The following is a 5,192-nucleotide window of genomic DNA, read 5'->3' as shown; positions in this document are numbered from 1 at the left end:
CGGTGATAATCTCGATGGCGGTGGTTGCCGTGGAGTCCGATGTTTCGTTGGCGGCGCTGCTCCCCGTGATCTTGAGCAGACCGCTTGCGGACGAGGAATCGGCGGTTTCCGTCAACGCGGCCGATCCTGTGACCCGTTCCAGTCCCGTGGCGGCGGTGGTGTCAGCGACTTCCGTGGCGGCGCCGGTTCCGACCATGCGTTCCAAGCCGGAGGCGTTCAATGAATCGGCCGCTTCCGTGGAGGAAGCCGTCCCGGTGATCAGAATGGGCGCGGCGGTGAAGGACCAGCCGGTGTTGCCCGTCGCGTCCGTCGAGTTGGCCCCGGCGTAGAACGAGGCCCCGCCGGTGGCCGTGGAGTCTTTCAAGGACAGGTAATCACAGGAGACGACCCCGGAGGCGATGGAGATGGTCGCGGGGCTGGCGGCGGTGTTGGTGTCAATCGTGATGAGGTTCCCGGACGTGCCGGTGGCGTTCAACGTGGTGACGGTGTAGGTCTTGCCTTGGGTGAACCGAACCGACTTGGGCGAGCCGAGCGTCAAGGCGCCGATGGTCGGGCTGGACTGGAGCGTGACGCGGCCGGTGCCACCCCCGGTGATCTGGAGGGTTGAATAGGTCAGCCCGCCGAGCTGCAAGGTCTTGACGATGGCCGAGGTGTCGGAGACCACGAGCGTCGAGGTTCCGGCGTTGAGCGTGAGATTGGAGTTGTTCGTCGCCATGTCCCAGACGGTCGCGGTGCCTGACACCGTCCACGTCCCCGAACCCATGTTCAGCGTGAACGGGTTGTTGTTTTCGTAGACCACCTTCGTCGTGGAAAAACTGGCCCCGGCCGTCAGCGTGCCGGAGCGCAGCGTCGTCGTCCCGGCCGTGGAGAGGAAGGCATCGGAGGTGGTCAGCGTGCCGGTCAGCGTGTCGATGATCTGCTGGCCGGGGAAGTTCTGCCCGGCCGAGACCAGCGTGGAGGAGCCACGGCAGGCGAAGGTGAGGGCGGCGCTTTGCGTCACGGTCATCGCCGTGATCAATTTCACGGAGGTTCCGAGCGATGTCGCGGCCGTGCCGATGGTCAGGTTTGGAGTGTTCGTCGCCCCCGTCCAGTCCATCGAGCCGACGCGCGGCATGTCCAGCGTGACGACTTGGCTCCCGGCGGTAAAGGAGTTGGCGTCAAAGACCGCGGTGTCCTGCGGAAGGGGCACCCGCCCGCCGACGGCGCCGCCGGAGGTGGTGAACCATTTGGAGGCCGACCAGTTGCCCGTGCCGGAGACCCAATATTGATTCGCGGGCGTGGTGAAGGTAATGCCGGAGTTGCCGCCGCAGTCCCCCGAGCCGCCGGTGGCCAAGGCGATATTCCAAGAAGCCGCCCCGGCCCCGGTGATGTCAATGAAATCGACGTTGCTCACGGAGACCGTGGACGAGACCGTCAGCGTCCGGGCGGTTCCGGGTGTGTCGGACGCCACTTGCAGGCGGTTGAGGATGCTGTTGCCGTTGATGTTGAGCGTCGCGGTTGTCTGGTTGGCGGCGAGTTGGAACACGCTAGTTTTCCCCGAGGAGCCGGTGACGGAGAGCGTCGAGAAGGTGTTGGCCCCGGCGATGGTCGCCCCCGCCGAGGTCATGTTCAGGGTTCCGTAGGTCAGTCCCCCGCCGGTGAACGTGGCCGAGGCCGATGACATGGTGATCGTTGACGAGGTGTTGGTCAGCGTCATTCCCGTCGACGTGGCCGTCCAGGACGCCCCGGTGATGGTGACCGAGGCTCCGGTCAGGTTGAGCGCCCGCGTGGCCGAGCCGGTCGAGGTGAACGTCCCCCAGCTCACGGTGCGGCTGCTGACGTTGTAGGTTCCGTTGGAGAGGGTCACCGAGGTGGCCGACTGCGTGTCCAGGAGGGTCCAGGCGCCGCCGACGCCGGTGATGCTCAGGGCGGCGATGCCCTTGCCCGCCATGGTGATATTGTTGCCGGTGGTCGTGGAGACCAATGAAAGCGTTCCGCCCCAGCTTTGGGTCATGCCGGACGAGAAGGTGACCGAACCCGACGTGCTGGTTCCCACGGTCAGGGTGCCGCTTCCGGTCAGCGTGCCGGTGAAGCCCGTGAAATTAATGGAGCGGCAGACCGCCCCGGTCCCGATGGTGATCGTGCCAACGGAGGGGGCGGTGAAAAAGACATCGTCGGCGGCGGTGGGGACGGACTGGCCGCCCGTGCCGCCGGAGTTGGCCGCCCACTTGACCCCGGCGGTGGTGTCCCAAGTGCCGGTAGAGCCGACCCAGAAGCGATTGGCCACGGAGGCTAATTGCCGCTGGTGATGGCTAAACTGGAAACACTGACTTGGGCGCCGGAGACAATGCTGGTGGTGTTGAGGTTCAGATCCGCTCCACTCGTTCCGACCGAACCATCCACTTTGCGCGTGCCGCCGCTGGTAAGCAAGGAAAAGAAGGTGGCGGTGCCGGTGTTGTCGGCGCTGGTGTCCGAACTGATGGAATTGGCCGTCAGGACACCCCCGGACGCGCCTGCCGCAAAGGTCGAGCTCAAGGCAAGCTCGGCGAGGACGGTGTTACCGGACAGGGCGGTGTCGGGATTGGTTGGCTGTGTGCCTGAGTAGATGCGAAGCAGGCCGGATGCGCCGATGGCCGAGGTGATGGCGTCCAGTTTGGCGTTCTTGGTGGTGACCGCGTACTTCAAATTACTGGCCATGCCTTAGCCCTCCACGACGAAGGATTGACCGGCGTCGAGTGACGCCGGGGCCTGGGCGAACACGATCTCATTGGCGCCGTAGCGCGCCCGAAGCTGGTTGGTCACGCGGACCGCCAGTTCCTCGACGGTGTTCACCTGATGGTGCTTCACAAAGCCATTGGGGTAGACGCAGCGGAGCATGCCGCTATCGTCGAGACCGTCGATGGTGACTTCATAGCCGCCTTCGGGCAGCGTGTCGACGGGGCTTCCCTGCGGCAGGACGGCTCCGGTTCCGGTGGTGTTCATAGTGGCTCCTATTGTTGTTCGATGGCCTGGATGTCGAGGTATTGCTTCGCCTCGTCCCGGTTCAACGCCTCCTTGATCCCGAAGACGCGCGTTCCGAAGAGAAGGCGGTGCTTGGTGGTCACATCGGGACGGTAGCGGATGGTGATTTTGTGGGTGACCGGGGTCTGAAGCTGGGCGGCCTGAAACTTCTCGAAGCCCTTGGCCGGGCGAATGGAAGCCCAGACCGTGGCGAAGGTGGCCCAGGACTCGGTGAAGCCCCCTTGGGAATCGGAGACCTGACTGACCGCCTGCAAGGAAATGCGGTGCTTCATCTTGGTGAACTCACCGCAATCAGCCATACAGCAGGCCGTCCATGATTCGGTATTTGTTCAGCATGGCGGCGCAGCCGGCGGGCATGTCGCCGTCGCAGGCCCCGCGCGACTCGTACAGGTGGGCGACGAGCATGAGGATGGCGGTTTTGATGGAGGGTGGAATGGCGGAAGAATCACCATAGCCCGCCGTATAGACGATCTCGCAGGCCCCGACCGGACGAAGCGGGCCGGGCCAGACGGCGTCCTGATTGAGGGAAAGCCGCGTGCCATCGGTGTTCAGGGTGTAATTCGAGGAGGAGTAGACGGCGAAGTTGTTCGCGGTGTCGTAGGTGGTCACCGACGTGATGCTCAGAACCGGCCCCTTGGGAAGTTCGATCACCCGTGGGAGCCCGCCGTAAAGAAACGTGCTTGGCAGGTCATAAACGCCCTCGCCCAAGTCCCGGTAGAGGTCGTTGCAGGTCTGGTCCAAGGTGAGCCGCAGGGTGCGGGTGATGAGCGAGCGGCGGGTGTGCTGCTCGGCCGAATCGGTGGCCGCCGAGATGAGCTGGGCGAGCAAAGCGTCCTCGTCGGTTGTGTCGATTCTGAGCCAGGCCTTCGCCTCGGCCAGCGTGACCGGGTCGGAGGCGGGATTGGTGACGACCGTGACGGTGCGGCGGGGTTTCACAGGGCCTTGCTGAACAGGATCAGATCACGCGAGGCGCCCTCGGCCGAACCGCTGACCGCCTTGATGAACTGGATGCCGTGGAACAAGGCGGGGTCGATGGCCAGATACTTGTTGGCCGCGACGGTGAAGCTCAGGGCCGAGCCGTTGGAGCCGGTGACGGGGTTGGAGGTTCCCCCGGCGATGGCGGCGGCCGTGAAGGTCAGCGTCGTGCCGGTGAGGGCGGCCGGGAGCATGACACCCACCAACGTGGTGCCGCCGAGATCGGCCTCGCCCGAGGCGGTCCCGGACGAGGCTATGGTGACGGTGGTCTGGCAGAGACGGGATTGGAACTGGCTGGCTGAGGGCATCGGTTATGCCTTCCCGTCCAAAGCGGCGACCAATGCTTCTTTCTTCAAGCCAATGGCTTTCAATCCGCGTTCTTTCGCCAGCGTGAGCAAATCCTTGTAGCTCATCGCCGCAAGTCCCGTGTCGGCCTTGGTCTCTTCTGGCTGGGCAACCTTGGTTTCCTCTGGTCCGACCACCTTGGTTTCGCGGCTTTCAACAGGATTAACGAGTTCCTCGGTGATTTTCGGCTCATTGACCACTTCCGGTTCTGTGGTCGATGGCACAACAGAGAGCGGGGGTTGAATCGTGACGGGGCTTGGCTTGACACCGAATCCGTCCGGCAATTTCGCCCAGCCCTCGCCCACGGCGATGCGGGCGAGGTCGTCGGAGAGATGAGCTGTTGTCCCGGCGACGAATTCCTCTCCGTCGCCGTGGCCGTCCTGACTGCCCTTGAAGCCCGTCAGGATGTGATGCGGCTTCATCACGCGACCTTTTCCAGGCAGACGGAGAACTTGATCGAACCCGTGGTGTGCGGAGTCGCCGGGGTGCCGCCCGAATATTGGAAGTAGATCTGGGCGCCCGCAGCGGATGGGGTGTCCGAAGTGCCGGTGAGAAACGGCACTTTCGAGTTGCCCCAGTCCAGTGTCGCGGAGGGGGCGGCTTCGATGTCGGCGTTGGCCACCGTGGTCCACACGGTCGTGCCGTCGGTGAGGCCCAGCAAGCGGTCGCCGCCCGCTCCGAAATTGGTCCCGCCGCCGACGAGACGGATGTTACGGATTTTCCACTGGTCGGTCGCCGCGCCCGCCGCGATCACGTTCACCTTGCCCGTGCCGGTCGAGGCGTCGAGCAGGGTGGCGGTGCAGGTCACGTCCACATACTTCAATTCGCTCACCACGATGCCGTCACTCTGGCGGGTGCCGAGCGTCGGGTTG

At 64.4% G+C, this 5,192-nt stretch carries 8 protein-coding genes; all 8 read right to left on the bottom strand.

What is annotated here, in order from left to right:
- Positions 1-2,266, bottom strand: a 2,266-nt coding sequence (locus tag BGIM_RS49735; RefSeq protein ID WP_193788958.1) for a beta strand repeat-containing protein, incomplete at its 3' end; no start/stop codon positions are given.
- A gap of 5 nt (positions 2,267-2,271) precedes the next feature.
- On the bottom strand, positions 2,272-2,676 hold the full coding sequence (locus BGIM_RS0110400; RefSeq protein ID WP_020469722.1) for a hypothetical protein: 405 nt from the start codon (positions 2,674-2,676) through the stop codon (positions 2,272-2,274).
- A 3-nt stretch (positions 2,677-2,679) separates the two neighbouring features.
- A complete protein-coding gene (locus tag BGIM_RS0110395) occupies positions 2,680-2,961 on the bottom strand; it encodes a hypothetical protein (RefSeq protein ID WP_020469721.1) in 282 nt (93 codons plus the stop codon).
- A gap of 8 nt (positions 2,962-2,969) precedes the next feature.
- Positions 2,970-3,272: a phage head closure protein gene (locus tag BGIM_RS0110390; RefSeq protein WP_238537575.1), complete on the bottom strand. Its 303-nt coding sequence runs from the start codon at positions 3,270-3,272 to the stop codon at positions 2,970-2,972.
- Positions 3,273-3,291: 19 nt separating this feature from the next.
- Positions 3,292-3,936, bottom strand: a complete 645-nt coding sequence (locus tag BGIM_RS0110385) for a head-tail connector protein (protein ID WP_020469719.1) — start codon at positions 3,934-3,936, stop codon at positions 3,292-3,294.
- Positions 3,933-4,283, bottom strand: a complete 351-nt coding sequence (locus BGIM_RS0110380) for a hypothetical protein (RefSeq protein WP_020469718.1) — start codon at positions 4,281-4,283, stop codon at positions 3,933-3,935. The genes BGIM_RS0110385 and BGIM_RS0110380 overlap by 4 nt, the downstream gene beginning before the upstream one ends.
- Before the next feature lie 3 nt (positions 4,284-4,286).
- The gene (locus BGIM_RS0110375) at positions 4,287-4,745 is read right to left on the bottom strand and encodes a hypothetical protein (protein ID WP_193788957.1); all 459 of its coding nucleotides are present in this window, start codon (positions 4,743-4,745) and stop codon (positions 4,287-4,289) included.
- On the bottom strand, positions 4,742-5,192 hold a 451-nt coding region (locus tag BGIM_RS49730), incomplete at its 5' end, for a hypothetical protein (protein ID WP_040887750.1). The genes BGIM_RS49730 and BGIM_RS0110375, both read right to left, overlap by 4 nt.

It is taken from the genome of Zavarzinella formosa DSM 19928 (assembly GCF_000255705.1).
In the GTDB taxonomy this organism is placed as follows: Bacteria; Planctomycetota; Planctomycetia; order Gemmatales; family Gemmataceae; genus Zavarzinella; species Zavarzinella formosa.
Note: the sequence above shows the minus strand (reverse complement) of the source record. Positions and strands in the feature narration are given on the sequence as shown.